Origin of the sequence: Kitasatospora humi (assembly GCF_020907985.1) — a bacterium.
Taxonomy (GTDB): Bacteria; Actinomycetota; Actinomycetes; order Streptomycetales; family Streptomycetaceae; genus Kitasatospora; species Kitasatospora humi.
The window spans coordinates 15,483-37,513 of record NZ_JAJJPA010000039.1 but is presented as its reverse complement, the minus strand read 5'-3'; the positions used below and the strand labels follow the sequence as shown (position 1 = coordinate 37,513).

Here is a 22,031-nt window from a genome sequence, read left to right as displayed (position 1 = left end):
TGTTCCGGCGGATCGGAGCGGTCCTTTCGGCCGGTACAGCGGTCGCGAGCGGTTCCGTAGCCTGAGCACCGTGAGTGTGATGGAACGGCTCGCCGCACTGGCCGCCAGACGCATCAACGTCCTGCTCGGGCTTGCCTTCGCGGCGGTGCTGGCAGCGACGGCCTACTGGCGTTCCGCCCACGGGGGCCGCCCGGGCTGGTGGCTCGACTGCGGCGCCGGTGCGGTGGTGTGTGTCGCGGCGCTGCTGCGGGAGCGCAACCGGCTGGTCGCCGCGGCCGTCGGCCTCTCCGTCGCGGCCGCCACCGTGCTCGCCGCCGCCCTGGGGTACCTGACCGGCCAGCCCGGCCTCGCCGCGTCCATGGCGCTGACCGTGCTGGCCGGCTCCGCGGTCCGGGGACTGCCGTCCCGGCAGGCCGCCGCGGTCGCCGCGGCCGGACTCGCGGTGACGGCGCTCGGCTGGTTGGTGACCATCTCCCAGGCCGCCAGCACGGTCCACCAGGGCGTCCAGGGCTGGTTGGTCGGCCTCGGCACGGGGCTCGTGCTGCGCTTCCTGGAGCATCGCCGCCAGGCCACCGTCGAGGCCGTGCGGCGAGACGAACGCCTGGCCCTGGCCCGGGAGTTGCACGATGTCGTCGCCCATCACGTCTCCGGCATCGTGATGCACACCCACGCCGCCCAGATCTTGCTCCGCAAGCAGCCCGACCACCTCGCCACCGCCCTGGCGGACATCGAGCGCTCGGGCACCGACGCCATGGACGCCATGCGACGGGTGGTCGCCCTGCTCCGCGACGCGGAGGACGGTGCCGCCGTCACCGCGGGACCGGAGCAACTCATCGACCTGGTCCGCCGCTTCGAAGAGCACGGACCGGCCGTCGACCTCCGGCTGTCCACGGGGGCGACGAGCTGGCCGCCCGTGGTCACCACTACCGTGTACCGGGTCGTCCAGGAATCCCTGACCAACATCGTCCGCCACGCCCGCGGCGCTCGCGCTGTCACCGTCACCGTCAACCAGGACCGTACGGACATCACAGTCGAGGTCGGTGACGATGCTCCGTCGTACCCCCCGAACCGTCCCTCCCCGCGCGGCGGCTACGGCCTGGTCGGCATGCGGGAGCGCGTCGAGGCCCTGGGCGGTACGCTCGGCGCCGGTCCGCGGCCCGGCGCCGGCTGGTCGGTACGGGCCGCCCTGCCCCTGCGAGTCGGAGACCGCCGATGAGCATCAGCGTGCTGGTCGCCGACGACCAGGCGATGATCCGCACCAGCCTGCGCCTCATCCTGGAGGACGAGCCCGACATCACCGTCGTCGCGGAAGCACGCGACGGTGCCGAGGCGGTCGCCCTCGCCCGCCGACTGCGGCCCGACGTCTGCCTCATCGACATCCGCATGCCCCGCCTCGACGGCATCGACGTCACCCGCGCACTCGCCGGCCCGGGCATCGCCGACCCGCTCCGGGTCGTCATCGTCACCACCTTCGGACTCGACGAGTACGTCCACGGCGCCCTTCAGGCCGGAGCCCTCGGATTCGTCCTCAAAGACGGCGACCCCACCTTGTTCACCGCCGCCGTGCGGGCCGCCAGCGTCGGCGACGCCCTGATCTCCCCGTCGATCACCCGGCGCCTGCTCCGCGATCTCGTCCCCGTCAAACCCCCTTCCGCCCGCCGGCCCGACACCCCGCTCACCGACCGGGAAACCGACGTCGTCCGCGCTGTCGCCCGGGGCCGCACCAACCAGGAGATCGCCGCCGCCCTCTTCATCTCGGTCAGCACCGTGAAGGGCCACCTCACGGCGATCCAGAACAAGCTCGGAGCCCGCAACCGCAGCGAGATCACCGCCTGGGCCTGGGAATCCCACCTCATGCCGGGCAGCGCGGAGAGGATGTAGAGAGCACACCCCCTGCCGCTGCTCATGTGTACGACGCCATCGTGGCCGGCACTCTCGTAGTGGACCCCATGCGGGACCGTGGCCCCATATCCTGAGAGGCGACAGGAAGGAGCCGTTGATGAGCGTAGACGCGGTCATGCACACTGAGTTCCCCGCTGGGTACGTGATCTTCTTCGGTACCGACGGTAAGGTGATCATGACTCCGCAGAGCTTCGAGCACTCCAGCACGATCAAGTCGATGCAGATCGACTCGCTCTCGCTCGGCCGCCACGCGAAGACTGCCTCCGACGTCTACCTGGACTTTCCCGCTGACGAGAACTCGGCCCCGGACTTCGCGATCCTGCGGGAGGACGCGCAGCGGCAGGGCAAGCGCTATAGCTTCGAGGACGTCCTGCTGATCGCCGAGGTGGTGTCGGTCTCCTCCGCGCGCAAGGACTACGACGACTGCACCGCGAAGTACGGCCGCTACGGCATCCCGGTCTACATGGTGGTGGACCCGTACGCCGCGGAGGTCGTCGTCCACACTCAGCCCACCGGCTCCGGCTACATCGCGGCCCACACGCACAAGTACGGCTCGGGCAGACTGCCCATCGAGCTGGCCGATGGACGCACCTACACCCTCGACCTGGACGAACTCCCCCAGCCCGAGAGCGACGTTCGCTGAGGGACAGTGCCGGCTGTGTCGCGCCGGGCGAGCTGAGCGTCTCAGCCTGCGTACTGACCCAGCAGCTCGATCATGTTGCGGAGCATCGGTATCGCCGCGTCACCGGCCTTGTCCTTGTCGTTGAAGTGCATCAGCTCGTTGCGGACCTCACGTAGCTCGTTGAGGCGGTCGACGAAGGACTTTCGGTCCAGCGGCCAGCCCAGCCGGTCCCACTGCTTCTGGTTGCTTAGGACCTGCTGGTAGTCCCCGAAGGACAGTTGCTCGAAGGAAGCGAGCCTGCGGCGTCCGTCCGGGTCGCAGAGAGCGACCACCTCCGCCAGGTCGAGTTCCTCCGAGATGACCCGGCGTAGCAGCTGGTCGAGGGCGCCGATGAGCAGGAACGGCCGAGCCGTCGCGCCGTACTCGGCGGCCACGTCGGCGATAGTGATGATTCCGGCGAACTGCTTCGTCTGGTCCCTGACCAGGAGGAAGCCGAACTGCTCCAGGCGGGGAAGGACGTCGAGCAGGTGGTCGGCATAGCTGACGTCGTGGGCCTTGACGATGGCCTGCGAGAAGGGGGCAGTGACGTCCGCGTAACGAGCCAGGGCGATGGACTCCCAGGTGACGGCGCCTTGGAGGTTTCGGGTCCCGTTTCTCCATCGGCCGCCGCTAACCAACCCACCAACCAAAGCCACCGTTTACTGGACAGGCCCCCCGAATCGGAGGATCAGCGGGCCTGCCGCGTTGTAGCGTGGTGTCGGCCCAACTGCACGGAGGAGACGTGACCGCACAGCCGGAGCACCACGCCGAAGAGCTGATCCCGCGCCCGGAGCGGACCATCACCGCCCTCAAAGCTGCCCTTGCCGTCGTAGCCCCGGACCGTCTGCTGGAGATGCAGACCGAGCAGGCTGACGCGATCACCAAAGCTATCGACTCCGACACCCTCGACCCTCTCCGAGGGTTCCTCCTGCGATGGGCTGTCGTGGTCGAGATCGAACGGCATCCGGAGACAGCCTCCAGGCTCCGCCGAGCCGAATATCTCATGCAGGTGGCGGAGGATCCCGGCGACTCCCGGCGTCACGCCCTCACCGCTGCCGAGATCGTCCGAGCCGCGTACCGGGTACTGGGCGCATGACGTGGTCCTGGGAGTACCTCCCCAGTGAGGACTACGTGATGAGCGAAGCGCCGCCGGCCTTCGTCGCTGAAGTTGAGAAAAAGGCTGACGAGTTGGTGCGAGCTGCGGAAGTCCTCTACCTCGACGGGACCCCGTACCGGGGCGAGAACCCCAAGAGCAAGACAGCCGACGTCCCGGGTGGCATGTTCGAGTACCTGACCGTCGTGCGGCACGAGCAGATCTACATCGTCCAGGTCACGTACTTTTAGGCTCGCCCCCGGTGGGCTCATCGCTGTGGTCGCAGCTGCAATGCGCCGCACTGCCGGCCCGGATCTGGGTACGCTCACAAGCATGTCCACCTCTGCACTGTCCTTTGGTTCCGCTGCCCGCCTGTACGACTCGATCCGGCCCACCTACCCGGTGCGAGCGGTCACTTGGGCAGTCGGCGCAAAGTCGGTGCGCGTACTGGACCTGGGGGCGGGCACTGGGCTACTGGCCGGTGTATTGCGCGCCCTCGGCCACGAGGTGATCGCGGTCGAGCCCGACGAGCAGATGCGCGCCGTGGCCGCCGAACGCCACCTCGGCACGCAGGTGCTCGCCGGCAGCGCCGAGGACATCCCGTTGCCGGACGAGTCCGTCGACGCGGTCGTGGTCGGGCAGGCGTACCACTGGTTCGCTCCGCAGGACGCCCTGCCGCAGATTCACCGAGTGCTGCGCAAGGACGGCGTCTTCGCTGCGCTGTGGAATATCCGTGACGATCGGACCCCGTGGGTGGCCGCGCTTTCCGGCATCGTCGGCACCGAGGGATACGGCCTGGAAGGCGCCTGGCAATACGGGCCGGTGACGCCATGGTTCACCGAACCCGAACGTGGCTTGATCGAGCACACCGTGACCGTCCAGACGGACCGGCTGATCGACCTGGTGCGGTCCCGCTCCTCCTACCTGACCGCCGACGCCGCCGAGCAGGCCCGCTTGGACCGGGAGATCGGCGGGTTGGCCGCCACCGACCCGGTCCTGGCCGGCCGCGACAGCGTCGAAATGCCCTACCGGACCTGCGTCTACCGGATGCGGCGGGTCTGACTCCAGGCCAGAGCACCCGGCGCGCTCATGGGAGTTGTATCCGTTGGTCCCCGTGGAGAACACCGAGGCCGAGCTCATCCTGGCAGCCGGCGGAGACGGCCGGACCTGGCCCTCCCCGCCCGCCGCACAGGCACTGACAGACCGTCGGGTGGCAACAGGGCAGTCGGCGGACCGTCGACTCGGCAGGCACCGGCCGCCTGGGACGATCGTCGTGCGCCACGTGAAGGCGCATGCGTGTGAATCGGCCAAGCGGACGGAGGTGCGCGGGTCTCAGGGCCGGGGCGGGAACGCTGTGAGAGGCTGGAGCGTATGAACCGGTTGGCTGGTGTGACCTCGCCTTATCTGCTTCAGCACGCTGACAATCCGGTCGACTGGTGGCCCTGGGGACCGGAGGCTTTCGAGGAAGCGCAACGGCGAAATGTGCCCGTTCTGCTATCAGTTGGCTACGCGGCGTGTCACTGGTGTCATGTGATGGCGCACGAGAGCTTCGAGGACGCCCGGCTTGCCGACTACCTGAACGGGCGCTTCGTCGCCGTCAAGGTGGACCGGGAGGAGCGGCCGGACGTGGATGCCGTCTACATGGAGGCGGTGCAGGCGGCGACCGGGCAGGGCGGGTGGCCGATGACGGTGTTCCTCACGCCCGAGAAGGAGCCGTTCTACTTCGGCACGTACTTCCCGCCGCAGCCCCGGCACGGGATGCCTAGCTTCCGGCAGGTGCTGGAGGGCGTGGACGCCGCCTGGCGGGAGCGGCGGGGCGAGGTGACCGAGGTGGCCGGGCGGATCCGGGCCGAACTGGCCGAGCGGGCCGGGATGTTCGGGGCCGGGATCGGGTTGCCGGTGCCCGGGGCGGCGGAGCTGGAGCAGGCGGTGGCGGAGCTGCGGCGCGGCTTCGACTCGGCGCGCGGCGGCTTCGGCGGGGCACCGAAGTTCCCGCCGTCCATGGCGCTGGAGTTCCTGCTGCGCCACCACGCCAGGACCGGGGCGCCCGAGGCGCTGGAGCCGGTGGCGCGGACGGCCGAGGCGATGGCCCGCGGCGGCATCTACGACCAGCTGGGCGGCGGCTTCGCCCGGTACTCGGTGGACGCCGAGTGGGTGGTGCCGCACTTCGAGAAGATGCTCTACGACAACGCGCTGCTGTGCCGGGTCTACCTGCACCTGTGGCGGGCCACCGGCGATCCGCTGGCCCGCCGGGTCGCGCTGGAGACCGCGGACTTCATGGTGCGCGAACTCGGCACCCCGCAGGGCGGGTTCGCCTCGGCGCTGGACGCGGACAGTGTCGACCCGCAGACCGGGCAGACCGCCGAGGGCGCCTACTACGTCTGGGAACCCGGGCAGTTGGTGGACGTGCTCGGGCCCGCGGACGCCGCGAGCGCGGCCCGGCTGTTCTCGGTGACCGCCGGCGGCACCTTCGAACACGGCACGTCGGTGCTCCAACTCCTCGAAGACCCGGCGGATCCGGCGGAGTACGGGCGGATCAGGGAGCGGTTGCTGGCGGCCCGCGCCGAGCGCCCCGCCCCGGCCCGGGACGACAAGGTGGTGGCCGCCTGGAACGGGTTGGCGATCGCCGCGCTGGCCGAGTGCGGCGCGCTGCTGGACCGCCCGGACCTGGTGGAGGCCGCCACCCGGGCCGCGGACCTGCTGCTCTCGGTCCACCTGGACGCCGCCGGACGCCTGCTGCGCACCTCCCGGGACGGCAGGGCGGGCGGCAACGCCGGGGTGCTGGAGGACTACGCGGACACCGCCGAGGGCTTCCTGGCGCTGTACGCGGTGACCGGCGAGGCCTCCTGGCTGCAGTTGGCCGGCGGACTGCTGGACACCGTCCTGCTGCACTTCACCGACGAGGCCTCGGGGAGCCTGTACGACACCGCGAACGACGCCGAGAAGCTGATCCGCCGGCCGCAGGACCCGACCGACAACGCCACCCCGTCCGGCTGGACGGCCGCCGCCCAGGCGCTGCTCTCCTACGCCGCGTACACCGGCTCGGACCGCCACCGCACCGCCGCCGAGCGGGCGCTGGGCGTGGTCGGCGTGCTGGGCACCCGGGCGCCGCGGTTCATCGGCTGGGGGCTGGCCGCCGTCGAGGCGCTGCTGGACGGCCCGCGCGAGGTGGCCGTGGTCGGCCCGGCGGACGACCCGCGCACCGCCGAGCTGCACCGCACCGCGCTGCTCGGCACGGCACCGGGCGCCGTGGTGGCCCGCGGGGTGCCCGACGGCGAGCCGGAGGTGGCTCTGCTGGCCGACCGCCCGCTGCTTGACGGCGCCCCGGCCGCCTACGTCTGCCGGCACTTCGCCTGCGAGGCGCCGACCTCCAGCGCGACCGAGCTGGCCGCCAAGGTGGCGGCCCGGCAGTAGCAAAACCGGGTGCACGGGCGTTCACCGATGGCCCAGGATCGGGGGATGACGTGGACCTTCAGCGACTCGCTGCCCGAGTACCGCACCGAGGCCGGGGACTTCCTGACCGCCCACCCGGCCGAGAACACCGTGCTGCTGACCCTGCTGCACCGCCTGGAGCAGGGGCAGTTGACCAGCGGTGGCCCGGGGTCGGTGCCGCGCCACGGCTGGTGGCGGCCGAGTGCGGACGCGCCGGTGGCGGGGGCGTGGCTGCAGACGCCGCCGCAGGGGATCCGGCTGAGCACCATGCCGGTGCGGGCCGCGGTGGAGCTGGCCGGGTTGCTGGCCGGCGACCGGGAGGTGACCGGAGTCGGCGGCGGGACGGCCGAGGCGCGGGCCTTCGCCGACACCTGGGCCGGGCGCACCGGTGCCACCGCGGTCGTCCACGAGGAGCAGCGGCTCTACCGGCTCGGCGAGTTGGCGGTGCCCGCGGTGCCGGGCCGGCTGCGCCCGGCCACCCCGGACGACTACGGGCTGCTGGTGCCCTGGCTGGCGGACTTCTTCGACTACGTCGGCTTTCCCGACTTCGACGCCCCGGGCATGGCCGTCCAGCGCATCCAGGCCGGCGAGTTCTTCATCTGGGAGGACGGCGACGGCCGCCCGGTCTCGTTCGCGGGGCTGTCCCAGGTGATCGTCGGGATGACCAGGATCGGCCCGGTCTACACCCCGCCCGAGGCGCGCGGTCACGGATACGCGAGCGCGGTGACGGCCGGTCTGTGCGAGGTGGCCCGGGAGCGCGGGGCCACCGAGGTGCTGCTCTACACCGACCTGGCCAATCCGACCAGCAATTCGATCTACCAGAAGATCGGGTTCCGGCCGGTTGCGGACAGTGTGATCATCAACTTCCGTTGACAGGACGGCTGGTGGCCGTGCGAACCGTGCGGGCACCGGGAGTTGATGAAACATTGACGCAGTGTTCGCCCGATAGCGACTACTCCCTGTTACTGTCAGTGGATAGGATGTGCCACTGGGTCAGGACGGGGAGAGGTGGCGATGGCCGTGAAGGATGCTCAGGATCTGCAGTTCTGGGGCACGGTCGCGGTGGTCGGCGCGGCTCTCGCGGTGGTGGCCGCCTACCTCGGCGGTGGTGCGCCCCTGGTGTGGGCGGTGGCCGGGGTCGAGGCGCTGTTGGTGATGATCCATGTCGGCCGCCGGTTCCGGCACTTCGCCCACCGGGACGATGCGCACCTCTCGGCCCACCGGACCGACGCGGCGCACTGCGACCGCTGCGCGCGGGCCCGGGAGTCGCGTGCCGCGGTGCACAACTCCCAGGTCCGGTACGGGATGTCAGGCGGTGGTGTAGGCCACCAGGGAAACCCCCACGTACTGCACGATGAAGGCCCCGAGGGTGAAGGCGTGGAAGACTTCGTGGAATCCGAACCAACGCGGTGACGGGTCGGGCCGCTTGAGCCCGTAGATCACGCCGCCCACGCTGTAGAGCACACCGCCGACGATCATCAGGGTGATCACCGCGACGCCGCCGGTGTGCAGGAAGTCGGGCATGAAGAAGATCGCGGCCCAGCCCAGCGCGAGGTAGCAGGGCGTGTAGAGCCAGCGCGGCGCGCCGACCCAGAACACCCGGAACGCTATGCCGGCCAGCGCGCCGCCCCAGACCAGCCAGAGCAGCAGCTGCTGCCGCCCGCCGTGCAGCAGCAGGATGGTGAACGGCGTGTAGGTGCCCGCGATGATCAGGAAGATGTTCGCGTGGTCCAACCGCCGCAGGATCGCCTCGCCGCGCGGCCCCCAGGTGAAGCGGTGGTAGACGGCGCTGACCCCGAACAGCAGCCAGGCCGTCACCGAGTAGAGCGCGCAGGCGATCCGGCCCTCGGTGGAGTCGGCCAGGCAGATCAGCACGATGCCGGCGGCCACCGCGGCCGGGAACATCCCGGCGTGCAGCCAGCCCCGCCAGACCGGCTTCACCGGTGGGGCCGGTTCCGTCCCGGCCGTCCCCGCAACTCCCGGTGAGCCGTCCGCAAGCGCGAGCGCGGGTGCCGCGCACGCGTTCTGATCCGCAGTCATGGGCGACATGCTACCTACGCCTCCGTAGGTTACCTACTGGTAGAAAGTGACCTTCGAAGGTTTTGGACAATCTGGAGTAGTCGGATGTGATCGAGGCAACGTTGAGGTCTGCCGCTCTCAGGGGAAAAACTGCCAGTTTTTGGCCATGATGTAGCAAAGCTTGCGGCAAGAGCGCCAGGAAGCTCAATTACGGCTTGAAGGCCGGAGCTACGGTGTAACCACCCTCAACCCCCGGACCCCCTGATCGCGGTCGATCAGGCGTGAAACGGAGCGATCGTGTCGAACGAGATCTCTGCCGTCAGCACGGCTGCCCCCACCCGCCACGCCCGCCTGCTGGCCTGGGTCAACGAGATCGCGGAGCTCACCCAGCCGGAGCGCGTCGTGTGGTGCGACGGCTCGGAGGAGGAGTACCAGCGGCTCGCCGACCTGCTGGTCGAGCAGGGCACCTTCACCAAGCTCGACGAGGAGAAGCGCCCCAACTCGTACTACGCGGCCTCCGACCCGCGCGACGTCGCCCGCGTCGAGGACCGCACCTTCATCTGCTCCGAGAAGGAGGAGGACGCCGGCCCGACCAACCACTGGAAGGCCCCCGCCGAGATGCGGGCCGTCTTCTCCGGTGAGCAGGGCCTGTTCCGGGGCGCCATGAAGGGCCGCACGATGTACGTCGTGCCGTTCTCGATGGGCCCGGTCGGCTCCCCGCTGGCCGCCTACGGCGTCGAGATCACCGACTCCGCCTACGTCGCCGTCTCGATGCGCGTGATGACCCGGATGGGTCAGGCCGTGCTGGACCAGCTCGGCGAGGACGGCGACTTCGTCAAGGCCGTGCACACCGTCGGCGCCCCGCTGGCCGAGGGCGAGCAGGACGTGCCGTGGCCCTGCAACACCACCAAGTACATCTCGCACTTCCCGGAGACCAAGGAGATCTGGTCCTTCGGCTCCGGCTACGGCGGCAACGCCCTGCTCGGCAAGAAGTGCTACGCGCTGCGGATCGCCTCGACCATGGCCCGCGACGAGGGCTGGCTGGCCGAGCACATGCTGATCCTCAAGCTCACCCCGCCGAGCGGCGAGGCCAGGTACGTCGCCGCCGCCTTCCCGTCGGCCTGCGGCAAGACCAACCTCGCCATGCTCCAGCCCACCATCCCGGGCTGGAAGGTGGAGACCATCGGTGACGACATCGCCTGGATGCGGTTCGGCGCCGACGGCCGCCTCTACGCGATCAACCCGGAGGCCGGCTTCTTCGGCGTGGCTCCGGGCACCGGCGAGGACACCAACGCCAACGCGATCAAGACCCTCTGGGGCAACACCGTCTTCACCAACGTCGCGCTGACCGACGACGGTGACGTCTGGTGGGAGGGCCTCACCGAGGAGCCCCCGGCGCACCTGACCGACTGGCGCGGCAACGACTGGACCCCGGCCTCCGACACCCCGGCCGCCCACCCCAACGCGCGGTTCGCCGTCCCGGCCGCGCAGTGCCCGACCATCGCCCCCGAGTGGGAGGACCCGGCGGGCGTGCCGATCTCGGCGATCCTGTTCGGCGGCCGCCGGGCCACCGCCGTCCCGCTGGTGACCGAGTCCTTCGACTGGCAGCACGGCGTCTTCCTGGGCGCCAACATCGCCTCCGAGAAGACCGCCGCCGCCGAGGGCACGGTCGGTGAGCTGCGCCGCGACCCGTTCGCGATGCTGCCGTTCTGCGGCTACAACATGGGCGACTACTTCGCCCACTGGCTGAAGATCGGTGCCGAGGCCGACGCCGCCAAGCTGCCGAAGATCTACTACGTCAACTGGTTCCGCAAGAACGGCGACGGCAAGTTCGTCTGGCCGGGCTACGGCGAGAACAGCCGCGTGCTGAAGTGGATCGTCGACCGCCTGGAGGGCACCGCCGAGGGCGTCGAGACCCCGATCGGCGTGCTGCCGAAGGTCGAGGGCTTCGACCTGGACGGCCTGGAGATCTCCGACGCCGACCGTGAGCTGCTCTTCTCGGTGGACGCCGACATCTGGCGCCAGGAGGCCGCGCTGATCCCGGCCCACCTGGAGATGTTCGGTGAGCACACCCCCGAGGCGCTCTGGGACGAGTACAACGCGCTGGTGAAGCGCCTGGGCTGAGGCCCGTGGCGGCTCGCCCCCGGAAAGGCCGTGCGGGGTCAGGTCTGGACGTATCCCGCGAGGAACTCGCCGATCCGGGTGACCGCGTCCTCGATCTCCTCCGGGCGCGGCAGCGTGACCAGCCGGAAGTGGTCCGGCTCGGGCCAGTTGAAGCCGGTGCCCTGCACGATCAGGATCCGCTGGGAGCGCAGCAGGTCCAGCACCATCCGCGCATCGTCCTTGATCTTGTAGACCGAGGGGTCCAGCCGCGGGAAGGCGTAGAGCGCCCCGCGCGGCTTGACGCAGCTCACCCCGGGGATCTCGTTGAGCAGCCGGTGGGCGGCGTCGCGGGACTCCAGCAGCCGCCCGCCGGGCAGCACCAGGTCCTTGATCGACTGCCGGCCGCCGAGCGCCGCCGCCACCGCGTGCTGGGCCGGCATGTTGGCGCACAGCCGCATGCTGGCCAGCACGTTCAGGCCCTCGATGTAGTTGGCGGCCCGCTGCCGGTCGCCGGAGAGCACCATCCAGCCGGAGCGGAAGCCCGCCACCCGGTAGGACTTGGACATGCCGTTGAAGGTGACGCAGAACAGGTCGGGCGCCAGGGTGGCCAGCGGCACGTGCTCCACGCCGTCGTAGAGGATCTTGTCGTAGATCTCGTCCGCGTAGATCACCAGCCGGTGCCGGCGGGCCAGCTCGACGATCCCCTCCAGCACCTCGCGGGGGTAGACCGCGCCGGTCGGGTTGTTGGGGTTGATCACCACGATCGCCTTGGTGCGAGGGGTGATCCTGGCCGCGATGTCGTCCAGGTCCGGGTACCACTCGGCCTGCTCGTCGCAGCGGTAGTGCACCGCGGTGCCGCCGGCCAGCGAGACCGAGGCGGTCCACAGCGGGTAGTCGGGTGCGGGCACCAGCACCTCGTCGCCGTGGTCCAGCAGCGCCGTCATGGCGAGCTGGATCAGCTCCGAGACGCCGTTGCCCAGGAAGACGTCGTCGACGCGGAGTCCCTGCAGGCCGCGCTCCTCGTAGTGCATCACCACCGCGCGGCGGGCCGCCAGCAGGCCCTTGGAGTCGCCGTAGCCGTGCGCCGAGGCGAGGTTCTGCAGGATGTCGTGCAGGATCTCGGGCGGGGCCTCGAAACCGAAGGCGGCCGGGTTGCCGGTGTTGAGCTTGAGGATGCGATGCCCCTGGCCTTCCAGTCGCATCGCCTCGTCGAGCACCGGGCCGCGGATGTCGTAGCAGACATTGGCGAGCTTGCTGGACTGGGTGACCTGCATGCGCAAACTGTACGGGCCCGCCGGGCGGCGCCGCGCGGTTCGCGGAGCGGGAGCGACACGGATCACGGTTCGCCGCCCGGCGGGCGTGGCCGGCGCCCGGACGGGTAGAGGGGTCTGCGTGATCGGACTGGTCGGCGGAATGCTCGCGGGCGCGGTCGCCGCGCCCTGGCTGCGGGGGGCGGCGGCGCGCCACGCCGTCGGGTACGGGGAGCCGTCGGCGCGCTGTCCCGGCTGCGGGCGCGGGCTGCAGGCGCTGCCACCCACCGGGCGCTGCCGCGGCTGCGGGACGGCGGTCGGGGCCCGGCCCGCGACGGTGGAGCTGGCCGCGGTGGCGGCGGGTGCGGCGATCGGCTCGGCGGCGAGCTGGCCGATCGCGCCGGTGCTCTGCTGGGTCGCGCTGTTCGGAGTGGTGCTGGGCTTCGTGGACGTCGCGGTGCACCGGCTGCCCGACGCGCTGACCCTGCCGCTGGCGGTCGGCACGGCGGTGCTGCTGGTGGCGGCCGGTCTGCTGACGCAGCGGACCGGAGCGCTCACCCGCTGCCTGCTCGGTGCGCTGCTCTTCCTGCTGGTCTACGGCGCGATGGCGCTGGCCGGCCCGATGGGCCTGGGCGACGCCAAGCTGGCCCCCACCCTCGGCGCGCTGCTCGCCTGGTACGGCTGGCGCACCCTGTTCCAGGGCTGGCTGGCCGGCTTCCTGCTGGCGGCCCTGTGGGGCGTCGCGCTGCTGGTGACCGGCCGGGCCAAGGCCAAGGACCCCCTGCCGTTCGGCCCGTGCATGCTGCTGGGCGCACTGCTGGGGGTCCTGGCCTCAGTCGGCTGAGGCTCGGTCAGCCCTTGCCGTAGGTCCCGGTGGACCAGAGGGCGTCGGCGCTGCTGGTGGCGTTGGGACGGTAGAGCACCACGTTGGCGTCGTCCTGCACCTGGAGGTAGGAACCGGGGACGGGCGGCGCGCCCTCCGCCCAGACCTGCGAGCCGTTCTGGGCGACCTCCAGCCTGCCGGCGGAGGTGACGTCGGTGTGCGCACCCGGGTGGCCCCAGGTGTTGGTGCTCCACAGCGCGGCGCCGTCCCGCTTGCGGTAGAGCACCAGGTTGCCGTCGTTCTGCTGCACCAGCCACACCGAGCCGGACTCCGCCCAGCTGCCGTTGCCCATCTGGAAGCCGGGCTGGAGCCGGCTGCTGACCTGCGGCAGCGGGTTGTTGTCGGCGTCGTGCGCGGGCAGGTAGCCGCTGACGTCCTGCCAGGACACGCCGGTCCCGTTGTGCACCCGCAGGGCACCGCCGTCCAGCGAGGCGGTCGCGCCGCTCTGGTTCCAGGTGCCGGAGGACCACAGGGCACCGGCGCCGCCGGCGCGGTAGACCACGAAGTTGCCGTCCGACTGCATGATCGCGTAGGCGCCGGGGTTGCCGTAGGTGTTGCTCGCCCAGAGCACCGGGCCGTTCTGGCAGTCGGGACGCACCAGGTACTGCACCAGGTTGCCGTCGGACTGCATGGTCAGTGCGGTGTCGCCGGAGGTGAGCCGCTGGCCGGCGCCGAACGCCTGGCCGGTGGCGATCCGGACCGGGGCCGGCTTGGTCGGACAGGTCGACGGCCCGGCGCCGGCCGACGCACCCGGCGCGGCGACCGTTCCGAGTGCTGCGGCGGCACCCAGCAGCCCGATGCCGAGCCGCTTGAGCATGGTGTGACGCATGGTTGCGTGCCCCCCACATGATGAAGAATCAGTGTGACAGTCATACACCCAGCGGGCGACGGGACCGCAAGAGGGGGTGCCCGGCGGCCGAGCGGTCGGGTGGTTGATCGTCTCCCTGAACGGGACGGTGCTCGGCCGGGCGTTCGACCGGTGACTTTCCCGCAGGTGGGCGGTCGGGAGTACGCTGCCCCGGGACCCGCGGCAGCCAGGGCCGGGGTCCAGGGGGTAGTGCTCGGAGGAGCTGGAAACACATGGGTCTGCGCGATGTCGCCGAGCGCACTCCAGGGCTGCGCACCATGCTCGGCGGCCTGTACCGGCTGTACGGCCAGCGGGTCGAGGTCAACCTCGGCAAGACGCCGCACCACGTGGGCGTGATCATGGACGGCAACCGCCGTTGGGCCAAGGAGGCGGGCGGCACCACCGCCTACGGCCACCAGCGCGGCGCCGACAAGATCGTCGAGTTCCTCGGGTGGTGCGACGAGACCAACATCGAGGTCGTCACCCTCTGGATGCTCTCCACCGACAACCTCTCCCGCCCGGCGGACGAGCTGGTGCCGCTGCTCGGCATCATCGAGGACGCGGTGACCGGGTTGGCCGAGCTGAAGCGGTACAAGGTCAACCCGATCGGCACCCTGGACCTGCTGCCGGCGAGGACCGCGAAGATCCTCAAGGAGGCCGCGGGCGCCACCGAGCACCTGGAGGGCATCACGGTCAACGTGGCGGTGGGCTACGGCGGTCGCCACGAGATCGCCGACGCCGTCCGCTCGCTGCTCCAGGAGCACGCCGACCGCGGCACCTCGATCGAGGAGCTGGTGGAGATCCTGGACGTGGAGCACATCGCCGAGCGGCTCTACACCAAGGGCCAGCCCGACCCCGACCTGGTCATCCGCACCTCCGGCGAGCAGCGGCTCAGCGGCTTCCTGCTCTGGCAGAGCGCGCACAGCGAGTTCTACTTCTGCGAGGCATACTGGCCGGCCTTCCGCAAGGTGGACTTCCTGCGCGCGCTGCGCGCCTACGAGCAGCGGCACCGCCGCTACGGCGGCTGACCTCGTCCGCAGAGCCGCTGACCTCGGCGTCCGGTCCGCCGCGTCACCAAGAATTCACGTGCACTGATCAACGTCTTGGCTTCTCGCGGGCATGTCCGACAAGTCGTCAGGGCATACCTATGGCAGACCGGCACCCCTGACCAACAGGGGCGCGGGGGCCGGTGAGCTGCGGGTGACGCAGGGTCACCCGCCCTGGAGGCCTAGTGGTCAGTACCAAGAGCCGCCGGACACCAGACCGGCGCACGTACGTCCTTGACACCAGCGTGCTCCTGGCCGACCCGCTGGCCATGACCCGGTTCGCGGAGCACGAGGTGGTGCTCCCGGTGGTCGTGGTCACCGAGCTGGAGGCCAAGCGCCACCATCCAGAACTGGGTTACTTCGCCCGCCAGGCCCTGCGCCTGCTCGACGACTACCGGATCCGCCACGGCCGGCTCGACGAGCCGATCCCGGTCGGCGACTTCGGCGGCTCGATCCGGGTCGAGCTCAACCATTCGGACCCTTCGGTGCTGCCGGCCGGCTACCGGCTCGGCGGCGGCGAGGCGGACACCCGGATCCTCGCGGTCGCCCGCAACCTGCAGGCCGAGGGGTACGACGTCACGGTCGTCTCCAAGGACCTGCCGATGCGGATCAAGGCGAGCGCGGTCGGGCTGCTCGCCGAGGAGTACCGGGCGGAGCTGGCGATCACCTCCGGTTGGACCGGAATGTCGGAACTGTCCGTCTCGGCCGACCAGGTTGACGAACTGTTCGGCGCGCCGCACGACACCGCCGTCGTGGTCGACGGCGCCGAGGAGCTGCCGGTCCACACCGGACTGGTGCTCAGCTCGGAGCGCGGCCGGGCACTGGGCCGGGTCACCGTGGACGGCCGGGTCAAGCTGGTGCGCGGTGACCGGGAGGCGTTCGGGCTGCGCGGGCGCAGCGCCGAGCAGCGGGTGGCGCTCGACGTGCTGCTCGATCCCGAGGTGGGGATCGTCTCGCTCGGCGGCCGGGCCGGCACCGGCAAGTCCGCCCTGGCGCTCTGCGCCGGGCTGGAGGCCGTGCTGGAGCGCCGCCAGCACCGCAAGGTGATGGTGTTCCGGCCGCTGTACGCGGTCGGCGGCCAGGAGCTGGGCTACCTGCCGGGCACCGAGGCCGAGAAGATGAACCCCTGGTCCCAGGCGGTCTTCGACACCCTCGGGGCGGTCACCACGCCCGCGGTCATAGAGGAGGTGATCGCTCGCGGGATGCTGGAGGTGCTGCCGCTCACCCACATCCGGGGCCGGTCGCTGCACGACGCCTTCGTGATCGTGGACGAGGCCCAGTCGCTGGAACGGAACGTGCTGCTCACGGTGCTCTCCCGGATCGGCCAGGGGTCGCGGGTGGTGCTCACCCACGATGTGGCGCAGCGGGACAACCTCAGGGTGGGGCGCTACGACGGAGTGGTGGCGGTGGTGGAGAAGCTGAAGGGGCATCCGCTGTTCGCGCACATCACCCTCACGCGCTCCGAGCGCTCCCCGATCGCCGCACTGGTGACCGAGATGCTGGAGGACATCCAGCCCTGACGGCTCCGCAGTCGATCGTCGGGTAGTCGAACGATCCGTCCGGCGCAAGGGTTTCGGCCCGCGCCGGGCGGATTGTCAGCACATCGGGGCGCGTACTGTCCGGCGAACTGTCAATTCACCTATCGGGATGCCGTGTGAGCTTCGCCACGCAACCGGGAATTGCGCAGCCGCGTCCCCTTGGGGCATGGTGTGGGTTCTGTCAGGCCCCGCGTACGGCCCCTGTATTGGGCGTCAACTGAATATGGACGGACCGTACGCCGCCCGATCTTCATGTCAGCTCCGGCCTGCCGGGGAGGACACCGGGCCAGTGTCTCCCGTGACCAGCAGCAGGTGGAGGCCAGTGACCAGGGGCATGTTGCGTCCTCACGGTCACGCGGGGGCGACGCTGGAAGGAATCCATGTGACTCGGATCTCGGTCCGGGGAGTTGCCGTGGCCTCCGCCACCGCGGTCACCGCTGTCGGTGCCGTGGTCGGCATGGCCTCCGGTAGCGAAGCCAAGCCGGTTCAGGCCGCGGACATCACGGGTGCCACGCTGCTCGCCGACGTGCCGTCGGGCACCGACGCGCAGGTCATCAGCGACAACATCGGCCAGCAGGCGACGGCTCAGCAGCAGCAGGCCGACGCCGCGGCCAAGCAGGCCGCCGCCGAGGCCGCCCGCGTGAAGGCCGCCGCCGACGCGCAGGCCAAGGCCGACGCCGACAAGGCCGCCGCCGATGCCGCCGCCAAGGCCCAGGCTGCCGCCCAGGCGCAGCAGGAGGCCGCCAACCGCGCCAAGGCCCGCTCCCAGCTGGCCGTCACGAGCACGTCGGACTCGTCGGACTCGTCGAGCTCCTCCGACTCGACGCCCGCCGCCTCGTACAGCGCCGGCTCGGTGCAGGCGCTCGCCGCGGGCATCATCGGCGACAACACCCAGTTCCAGTGCTTCAGCAACATCGTGACGCGCGAGAGCGGCTGGAACTACACGGCCGTCAACCCGTCGTCCGGGTCCTACGGCCTGGTGCAGGCGCTGCCCGGTTCCAAGATGGCCTCGGCCGGTGCGGACTGGCGCACCAACCCCGCCACCCAGATCAAGTGGGGCCTCGGCTACATGAACGACCGGTACGGCAGCCCGTGCGGCGCCTGGTCGTTCTGGCAGGCGCACAGCTGGTACTGATCCGGACCGGATCACCGACAGCCCTCGGCCTTCTCAGCCGAGGGCTTCGGCCGTTTTGCGGGCCGGTGCGCCGAACGGGTGACCGGTTTGGGTACGGTGAGCCCACAGGGCCGTGCCGTGGTGCGCGGCGCACCAGCAGGATGGAGCGCAGATGGCACGCGGCGAACGGCGCGACCGGGTACTCTCCACGGTCGCGAGGTGGAGTACCGCGTTGGCCCGGCGGGCTGCGGCAGCCCGCGAAGAGGGCGAACCGGTGAACGAGCCGCTACCGCCGGCCGTCCGGCCCGCCGTGGTGGCCGACCCTCCGCACCCCACCCATGCCGATCCGCCCCCGCTGCCGCGCGAGCGGTACCGCGGCCCGCGGCCGGCCACCCCCGCCGAGGCCGTGCCCTGGGGGCTGCGGGTGGCGGCTGAGTCGACCTGGCGGCTGCTGCTGATCGGCGGCGCGCTCTACGTGATCTTCAATGTGGTGGACCAGCTGCGGCTGGTCGCCTACGCGCTGCTGGCCGGAGTGCTGATCTCGGCGCTGCTCGAACCCACCGTCTCCTGGCTGCGCCGGCACGGGGTGCCCCGGTCGCTGGCCGCGCTGGTGACCTTCCTGGCCGGCCTCTGCGGTATCGCGCTGGTCGGCTGGTTCGTGGTCTGGCAGGTGAGCGACAACATCTCGGCCGTCTCCAGCAAGGCCCAGACGGGCATCGGGAACATCCACAACTGGCTGCTCAGGGGCCCGATGCACCTGACGCACCAGCAGTTGACCGACTTCACCAAACAGCTGCAGACCGCCATCGGCAACAACACCAGCCAGATCACCTCGCTCGGTTTCACCACCGTGAGCTTCGTGATCGAGGTGGTGACCGGAGTGCTGCTGGCCGCGTTCACCACCTACTTCCTGCTCTACGACGGCGCCCGGATCTGGAACTGGGTGCTGCGCGGGCTGCCCCGGCAGTCCCGCTACGCGATCGCGGGGGCCGGCCCCAAGGCCTGGACCACGCTGACCGCCTACGTGCGCGGCACGGTCGCCGTCGCCTTCATCGACGCGCTCTGCATCGGCATCGGGATCTACCTGCTCGGGGTACCGCTGGCCGTGCCGCTGGCGGTGCTCATCTTCCTGGGTGCCTTCATCCCGCTGGTCGGCGCGCTGGTCACCGGGACCCTGGCGGTGCTGATCGCGCTGGTCACCAAGGACATCTACACCGCCGGCATGGTGCTGGTGGTGCTGGTGGCCGTGATGCAGATCGAGGGGCACCTGCTGCAGCCGCTGATCCTGGGCCGGGCGGTGCGGGTGCACCCGCTGGCCGTGGTGCTCGGCGTGGCCGCCGGGTCGATCGTCGGCGGGATCGGCGGCGCGGTCGTCGCCGTCCCGCTGATCGCGGTCACCAACACCGTGGTCGGCCACCTGCGGCAGCGGCACGCGGCGGCCGACGAGGTGTTCGCGGCGGTGGAGGCCGCCCAGGAGGCGGCCGAGGCCGCCGAGACGGCTGCCGCCACGGAGGCCGTGCCGGACTCCGCCTCCGCCGACTTCTCCCGCGACCAGGCGGTCACCTCCTAAACTGCCGTCATGTATGTGACCAGGCTGGGCATTTCGGGGGTCAGGGGGTTCGCCCCGGTCCGGGAGGTGCGGCAGCTGGAGCTGCCCAGGGCGGGCTGGACGGTGCTGGCCGGGCGCAACGGCTCCGGCAAGACCACCCTGCTGCGGGCGCTGGCGCTGGCGCTCGGCGGGCCCTCGGTGGCGCGCAGCCTGGTCAGCGACTTCTCCGGCTGGCTGACCACGGGTGAGGACACCGGCTGGGTGCGGGCCTGGGTGCGGCCCGACGCGGCGGCCGACCAGCCGGCCGGGGCCGAGCCCGAACTGGAGCTGGGCCTGCGCTGGAGCCGGCCGAGTGACGGCCCGCGGCCCGAGTTGGAGGCCTTCGGCTCGCCGAACCCCGAGCTCGGCCCCTGGGCGGAGAACCCGCAGGGCTGGTTCTTCGCCGGCTACGGTCCGTTCCGCCGGCTGCTCGGCGGCGCGGGGGAGAGCCGGCGGCTGATGCTGGCGGCCGGTCCGGTCGGCCGGCTCGCCACCCTGTTCCACGAGGAGGCCTCGCTGGCCGAGGGCGTCAGCTGGCTGATCGACCAGCACGTCCGACGCCTCGAAGGCCGACCGGGCGCGCAGCGGACCCTGGACGTGGTCACCGCGCTGCTCTCCGACGGGTTGCTGCCGGACGGCTACCGGGTGGGCCGGGTCGACGCCGACGGCCTCTGGGTGCGCCGTGGCGACGGCCCCGACTTCCCGCTTCGGGAGCTGAGCGACGGCTACCGCACGGTCACCGCCCTGGTTCTCGACCTGGTGCGGCAGTTCGAGAGCTGCTACGGCCGGCTGCCGGACGGCCCCTCGGGCGCGGTCCAGCTGCCCGGCGTGGTGCTGATCGACGAGGTCGACGCCCATCTGCACGTCAGCTGGCAGCAGCGGATCGGCCCCTGGCTCAAGGCGCACTTCCCGCTGGTGCAGTTCATCGTCTCCACCCACAGCCCGTACATCTGCCAGGCGGCCGACCCGGGCGGGCTGATCCGGATACCGGGACCGGACGAGACGGCCGGGCCGGAGCCGGTGAGCGAGGACCTCTACCACCGCGTCGTCTACGGCAGCGGGGACGACGCCGTGCTCTCCGCCCTCTTCGGCCTGGAGTCCCCCTACTCGGCGCGGGCCGAGGACGCCCGCCGCCGGATCGGCGACCTGGAGGGCCGGGTGCTCTCCGGCGCGGCCGACGACGCGGAGCTGGCGGAGTACCAGGAGCTGACCGAGCGGCTGATGAGTTCGCTGAGCGCCCGGGTCGACGAGGTGTCGGCCCGGCTCGGCCGGAGACCGTAGATGATCCCGCTGCAACGCGGACCGTTACCGGCGGAGTTGACCGCCCGGATGGCGGCCCGCACCGAGCGGATCGGCGAACACCGCGGCGGCGCCCGGGAGTCCTGGCGGGATGCCAGGACCATCCGGCGGGACTTGGCCGTCCACCTGATCGCGATGTCGGCCGGCCTGTCCCGGTGCATGTACTGCGGGGACAGCGAGGGCACCAGCATCGACCACTTCCAGCCGATCGCGATGGCCCCGCAGCGCGCCTTCGACTGGCTCAACCACCTGTGGGCCTGCGCCTTCTGCAACAGCAACCAGAAGCGCGACCTCTACCCCACCGACCGCCAGGGCCGGGCCCTGCTGATCGACCCGACCAGCGACGAGCCGGCCGACCACCTGGACCTGGTGCTGGCCACCGGCGCCTACCGGGCGCGCACCGCCAAGGGTCGGGAGACCATCCGGATCTTCGGCCTGGACCGCCCGGTGCTGGAGCGCGGCCGGGCCCACGCCTACGTGCGCTGCCGCTCGATGCTGCGCGACCTGGCCCGGCTGACCGAGCACGGCGAGGTGACCGAAGCCCGCGAGGTGGCGCAGGCGCTGGCGGTGCAGCCGTTCGCCGACGTGCTCTACGAGATGCTGCGGCTGCGCACCGCGCCACGGGCCGTGCTGGTCTTCGGGGCCGAGGCGGTGGCGGGCCTGAACGTGCTGACGGGGCCCCACTCGGCCAAGTGGGGCCCCGTCAGGAGGTAGCGGCGCCTCAGGCGATCGCGGCCTCGGCGTCCAGCACCGACGCCACCGCCTGCACCACCGCGGCGATCTTCGCCGCGGCCTGGACGACCTCGCGCTCGACGCCGGCCTTGCGCAGCACCTGCTCGTGCGAGTCCAGGCACTGGCCGCAGCCGTTGATCGCGGAGACCGCGAAGCTCCACAGCTCGAAGTCGACCTTCTCAACGCCCGGGTTGCCGATGATGTTCATCCGCAGACCGGTCCGCAGCGTGCCGTACTCCTTGTCGGAGAGCAGGTGCAGCGTGCGGTAGTAGACGTTGTTCATCGCCATCACGGCGGCGGCCGCCTTGGCGGCGGTGTACGCCTCGGCCGACAGCAGCTCCTTGGCCTGCGGCTCCAGCTCGCCCAGCACCGACTTGCTGCCGGTGGCCATCGCGCACGCCAGCACGGTGCCCCAGAGCTGCTGCTGCGGCAGGTCGGAGTTGCCGATCACCGAGCCCAGGTTGAGCTTCAGGTCCTTGGCGTAGTCGGGCAGCGCGGCCTTCAGTTCGTCGAGCGCCATGGTG

General features: G+C 71.2%; 21 protein-coding genes. 16 read left to right on the top strand and 5 right to left on the bottom strand.

What is annotated here, in order from left to right; all coding sequences use genetic code 11:
* Positions 1–79 precede the first annotated feature (79 nt).
* The 3 genes from LN042_RS27765 (at position 80) to LN042_RS27755 (ending at position 2,545) form a co-directional block, all read left to right on the top strand.
* Positions 80–1,216, top strand: a complete 1,137-nt coding sequence (locus LN042_RS27765) for a sensor histidine kinase (protein WP_230054165.1) — start codon at positions 80–82, stop codon at positions 1,214–1,216.
* A complete protein-coding gene (locus LN042_RS27760) occupies positions 1,213–1,881 on the top strand; it encodes a response regulator (protein WP_230054137.1) in 669 nt (222 codons plus the stop codon). The genes LN042_RS27765 and LN042_RS27760 overlap by 4 nt, the downstream gene beginning before the upstream one ends.
* A gap of 118 nt (positions 1,882–1,999) precedes the next feature.
* Positions 2,000–2,545 (top strand): Uma2 family endonuclease, encoded by a 546-nt coding sequence (locus LN042_RS27755; protein ID WP_230054136.1) that lies wholly within the window; start codon positions 2,000–2,002, stop codon positions 2,543–2,545.
* 41 nt (positions 2,546–2,586) lie between these two features.
* Here the strand turns inward: LN042_RS27755 and LN042_RS27750 are convergent, their stop codons facing one another.
* Positions 2,587–3,201 carry a hypothetical protein gene (locus LN042_RS27750; protein ID WP_230054135.1) on the bottom strand — a complete coding sequence of 205 codons (615 nt, stop codon included), beginning with the start codon at positions 3,199–3,201 and terminating at the stop codon, positions 2,587–2,589.
* A 104-nt stretch (positions 3,202–3,305) separates the two neighbouring features.
* Between LN042_RS27750 and LN042_RS27745 the strand changes: the two genes are divergently transcribed.
* The 5 genes from LN042_RS27745 (at position 3,306) to LN042_RS27725 (ending at position 7,961) form a co-directional block, all read left to right on the top strand.
* The gene (locus LN042_RS27745) at positions 3,306–3,659 is read left to right on the top strand and encodes a hypothetical protein (protein WP_230054134.1); all 354 of its coding nucleotides are present in this window, start codon (positions 3,306–3,308) and stop codon (positions 3,657–3,659) included.
* Positions 3,656–3,907, top strand: coding sequence for a hypothetical protein (locus LN042_RS27740; protein WP_230054133.1), 252 nt, complete (start codon positions 3,656–3,658; stop codon positions 3,905–3,907). The genes LN042_RS27745 and LN042_RS27740 overlap by 4 nt, the downstream gene beginning before the upstream one ends.
* An 82-nt stretch (positions 3,908–3,989) precedes the next feature.
* Positions 3,990–4,718: a class I SAM-dependent methyltransferase gene (locus tag LN042_RS27735; protein ID WP_230054132.1), complete on the top strand. Its 729-nt coding sequence runs from the start codon at positions 3,990–3,992 to the stop codon at positions 4,716–4,718.
* A 309-nt stretch (positions 4,719–5,027) separates the two neighbouring features.
* Positions 5,028–7,070, top strand: coding sequence for a thioredoxin domain-containing protein (locus tag LN042_RS27730; RefSeq protein ID WP_230054131.1), 2,043 nt, complete (start codon positions 5,028–5,030; stop codon positions 7,068–7,070).
* A gap of 45 nt (positions 7,071–7,115) precedes the next feature.
* On the top strand, positions 7,116–7,961 hold the full coding sequence (locus LN042_RS27725; protein ID WP_230054130.1) for a GNAT family N-acetyltransferase: 846 nt from the start codon (positions 7,116–7,118) through the stop codon (positions 7,959–7,961).
* A 435-nt stretch (positions 7,962–8,396) separates the two neighbouring features.
* Here LN042_RS27725 and trhA read toward each other — a convergent pair whose 3' ends face one another.
* Positions 8,397–9,137, bottom strand: a complete 741-nt coding sequence (gene trhA, locus LN042_RS27720) for a PAQR family membrane homeostasis protein TrhA (RefSeq protein ID WP_283843929.1) — start codon at positions 9,135–9,137, stop codon at positions 8,397–8,399.
* Between the two features lie 267 nt (positions 9,138–9,404).
* On the opposite strand from trhA, the gene LN042_RS27715 reads away from it, so the two are divergent.
* Positions 9,405–11,231 carry a phosphoenolpyruvate carboxykinase (GTP) gene (locus LN042_RS27715; RefSeq protein WP_230054129.1) on the top strand — a complete coding sequence of 609 codons (1,827 nt, stop codon included), beginning with the start codon at positions 9,405–9,407 and terminating at the stop codon, positions 11,229–11,231.
* Between the two features lie 38 nt (positions 11,232–11,269).
* Here LN042_RS27715 and LN042_RS27710 read toward each other — a convergent pair whose 3' ends face one another.
* Positions 11,270–12,484, bottom strand: coding sequence for a pyridoxal phosphate-dependent aminotransferase (locus tag LN042_RS27710; protein ID WP_230054128.1), 1,215 nt, complete (start codon positions 12,482–12,484; stop codon positions 11,270–11,272).
* A gap of 118 nt (positions 12,485–12,602) precedes the next feature.
* Between LN042_RS27710 and LN042_RS27705 the strand changes: the two genes are divergently transcribed.
* Positions 12,603–13,304 carry a prepilin peptidase gene (locus LN042_RS27705; RefSeq protein ID WP_230054127.1) on the top strand — a complete coding sequence of 234 codons (702 nt, stop codon included), beginning with the start codon at positions 12,603–12,605 and terminating at the stop codon, positions 13,302–13,304.
* 7 nt (positions 13,305–13,311) lie between these two features.
* Here LN042_RS27705 and LN042_RS27700 read toward each other — a convergent pair whose 3' ends face one another.
* Positions 13,312–14,172 (bottom strand): hypothetical protein, encoded by an 861-nt coding sequence (locus LN042_RS27700; RefSeq protein ID WP_230054126.1) that lies wholly within the window; start codon positions 14,170–14,172, stop codon positions 13,312–13,314.
* Between the two features lie 251 nt (positions 14,173–14,423).
* Between LN042_RS27700 and LN042_RS27695 the strand changes: the two genes are divergently transcribed.
* From LN042_RS27695 to LN042_RS27670, 6 genes are all read left to right on the top strand, one after another.
* Positions 14,424–15,218 carry an isoprenyl transferase gene (locus tag LN042_RS27695; RefSeq protein WP_230054125.1) on the top strand — a complete coding sequence of 265 codons (795 nt, stop codon included), beginning with the start codon at positions 14,424–14,426 and terminating at the stop codon, positions 15,216–15,218.
* 203 nt (positions 15,219–15,421) lie between these two features.
* Positions 15,422–16,756, top strand: coding sequence for an RNA 5'-3' helicase PhoH2 (gene phoH2, locus LN042_RS27690; protein ID WP_230054124.1), 1,335 nt, complete (start codon positions 15,422–15,424; stop codon positions 16,754–16,756).
* Between the two features lie 400 nt (positions 16,757–17,156).
* Positions 17,157–17,909 (top strand): aggregation-promoting factor C-terminal-like domain-containing protein, encoded by a 753-nt coding sequence (locus LN042_RS27685; protein ID WP_230054123.1) that lies wholly within the window; start codon positions 17,157–17,159, stop codon positions 17,907–17,909.
* A gap of 151 nt (positions 17,910–18,060) precedes the next feature.
* A complete protein-coding gene (locus LN042_RS27680; protein ID WP_230054122.1) occupies positions 18,061–19,458 on the top strand; it encodes an AI-2E family transporter in 1,398 nt (465 codons plus the stop codon).
* 9 nt (positions 19,459–19,467) lie between these two features.
* On the top strand, positions 19,468–20,757 hold the full coding sequence (locus tag LN042_RS27675) for an AAA family ATPase (protein ID WP_230054121.1): 1,290 nt from the start codon (positions 19,468–19,470) through the stop codon (positions 20,755–20,757).
* Positions 20,758–21,489 (top strand): HNH endonuclease family protein, encoded by a 732-nt coding sequence (locus tag LN042_RS27670; protein WP_230054120.1) that lies wholly within the window; start codon positions 20,758–20,760, stop codon positions 21,487–21,489.
* Positions 21,490–21,496: 7 nt separating this feature from the next.
* On the opposite strand, the gene ahpD is transcribed toward LN042_RS27670, so the two are convergent.
* On the bottom strand, positions 21,497–22,027 hold the full coding sequence (ahpD, locus tag LN042_RS27665; RefSeq protein WP_230054119.1) for an alkylhydroperoxidase, AhpD family: 531 nt from the start codon (positions 22,025–22,027) through the stop codon (positions 21,497–21,499).
* Positions 22,028–22,031 lie beyond the last annotated feature (4 nt).